Source organism: Salinicola sp. (assembly GCF_982684285.1).
On record NZ_CEXLVS010000382.1, the window covers coordinates 1 to 2,436 of the forward strand.

Annotated in this window: 3 protein-coding genes; all 3 read left to right on the forward strand. The window is 61.2% G+C overall.

What is annotated here, in order from left to right:
- Positions 1 to 133: 133 nt before the first annotated feature.
- Positions 134 to 766, forward strand: a complete 633-nt coding sequence (locus AC3AYF_RS20135; protein WP_295039421.1) for an NADH-quinone oxidoreductase subunit J — start codon at positions 134 to 136, stop codon at positions 764 to 766.
- A gap of 27 nt (positions 767 to 793) precedes the next feature.
- Positions 794 to 1,099, forward strand: a complete 306-nt coding sequence (gene nuoK, locus AC3AYF_RS20140) for an NADH-quinone oxidoreductase subunit NuoK (protein ID WP_110648799.1) — start codon at positions 794 to 796, stop codon at positions 1,097 to 1,099.
- Positions 1,099 to 2,436, forward strand: a 1,338-nt coding sequence (locus AC3AYF_RS20145; RefSeq protein WP_487780280.1) for an NADH-quinone oxidoreductase subunit 5 family protein, incomplete at its 3' end; no start/stop codon positions are given. The genes nuoK and AC3AYF_RS20145, both read left to right, overlap by 1 nt.

The window sequence follows — 2,436 nt, forward strand, 5'->3', positions numbered from 1 at the left end:
TGAGCGTGCTGCTGTTGATCGGGCGGCTACTGCCGCGACTGGCGCCGGAGCGCTGCGTCACCTTGATGTGGGTCGTGTTGCTGCCGCTGTCGTTTATCGATCTGGTATGGGCCGGTGTAGGAGCGTTGTTGTGATGGAGAGCATGAATCACGGTATCGGTGTTGATATCGCATTTCTGCTGTTGGCCACGCTTGCAGTGGTAACCGCTTGGCGAGTGTTTCGTACCGATTCGATGGTGCGAGCCTCGTTTTTCCTGCTGGTGTCGTTCATCGCCGTGGGTGTGATCATGATTCTGCTGGCGGCGGAATATCTGGGCGTGGCGATGTTCTTCATGATGGCCGTCGAGATGACGGTCATGGCGCTATTCATGGTCATGTTCATGATGAACCCAGCTGGTCTGAATCCGATGAACATGGTCCATCAGGAGCGAATCTCGATCGGGGCAGGGGTGGTCAGCTTCCTGGTGCTGAGTGCCATGGCACTGTTGGCTGTCTTTCCCGACCGGCCGGTGTCGGCCGGCCTCGACCCGGTAAGGTCACTCGGCAACGAAATGCTAGGTGATTCGATGCTGATCTTCGAGTCGGCGGGCCTCGTGCTGCTTACCACCATGATCGGCGTGGTGGTGTTGTCGAGTCACCGTGGACGCTACGGCGCGGCCACGGAGGGCTCGCTACCACCGGGGCTGGAGTCGGGCGGCGATCCGGCGGGCAAGCCCGAAGAGGACGAAGATGGCGAGGATGGCGGTCATCACCACCATCACCACTGACCTATGCAGACAGGCAAGGAGGCTTGAATGACACTGGCGACACTTTTGCTATTGGCAGCGGCACTGATCGGCATCGGCATTTATGGCGCGCTTTCCCAGCAGTCATTCGTGATGCTGATGATGGGTCTTGAGCTGATCCTCAATGGCGTCATGCTGGCTGCCGTGGCGTTCTGGGCCTTTAGCGGGGCCGGCGCGCCGGAAGGGCAACTGCTGACGATCATCGTCATGGCAGTGATGGCTATCGAGATGACCATGGGCTTTGCTTTGGTGGTAGCGGTCTTCCGCGGTAAGCAGGCCGACACGACCGAATCACTGACCGGGTTGAAGCACTGATGTTGTGGTCGATAGCTCTGCTGCCGCTACTGGCTGCTCCCGTCATGTATTGGCTTGGCAAGCACGGGTTCGATAAACACTGGTTTGGCAAGAATAGCGGCCGTGCCGTGTTGGGCCTGGCGGGGGTAGGCGTCGCGATCGTCACCCTGATGCTCGCTGGTCTCGCGATTCTGGGTGACTGGAGTGGGGCTTACCGCTGGAGTTCACAGATCGTCCTGCTGATCGGGGTGACGCCAGTCAGTGCGGTGTTTGCTATCGTCGTGCCGCTGATCGCCGCGCTGATCGTTCTTTACAGCACTTACCACGAATCGGAACCTGGCGGTGATGGCGCAACGACAGGGCAGGCTCCTGCCAGGTTGATCGCCCTGCTGACGGCTTTTATCGGGGCGATGGAACTGTTGGTACTGGCTGAGGATCTGGTGACCCTGCTGATCGCGTGGGAGTTGGTAGGTGCCTGTTCATGGGCACTGATTTCCCATGATTGGCAGAAGACCGGCAATCTTCGGGATGCCGCTTGCGCGTTTCTGGTGACGCGTTTCGGGGACCTGGGGCTCTATATTGCTGCAGCGGCAGCTTATGCCGGCACCGGCTCGTTTGCCTTTGCTGACCTGACCCAACTCGATGGATGGCTGCTGAACGTATTCGTTGCCGGCGCGGTGTTGGCGGCGGCCGCAAAGTCCGCCCAGGTTCCATTCTCTCCGTGGCTATTTGCCGCCATGTCGGGGCCAACGCCGGTATCGGCATTGCTGCATGCGGCGACCATGGTCGCGGCGGGCATCTATCTGGTCATCAGACTCCATGCAGAGATGTCCGCCGTTGCCTGGTTTGGGCCGGTCGCGATCGCGTTAGGCCTGGCCACTGCCCTGGCAGGGGGTGCCGTGGCCTATCTTCAGGGGCATGCCAAGAAGCTTCTGGCGGCTTCGACATCGGCCCAGTATGGCTTGATGTGGTTGGCGGTGGGGGCAGGCTTTCCCGGTGTTGCCCTGGTGCACTTCGTCACGCATGCGTTCATGAAAGCTGCCCTGTTCCTGGCAGCCGGCATCGCCGAACGCCATGTCGGCAGCTACTCGCTAACTGCGATGCGCCTCGGGCGTCTGCTTCCGGGTATCGCGGTAGCCACCCTTGTGGCCAGTCTGGCACTGGCAGGGGTCGTCCCGCTGAGTGCGGCCTGGAGTAAGGAGGAGATCATCACTGCCGCTGGCCATCAGGCGTCCTGGCTGGCCGTGGTCGCCGCCATCGCGGGCGGGCTCAGCGCCCTGTATGCGACACGCTTTCAACTGTTGGCGTTCGGGCGTGGCCCGCATGGCGGTACGAGCACTGCGCCATCCCAGCCAGGT

Coding starts and splice junctions, on each gene's coding strand:
- AC3AYF_RS20135 (WP_295039421.1), top strand. CDS start 134: ATGGAGAGCATGAATCACGGTATCGGTGTTGATATCGCATTTCTGCTG.
- nuoK (WP_110648799.1), top strand. CDS start 794: ATGACACTGGCGACACTTTTGCTATTGGCAGCGGCACTGATCGGCATC.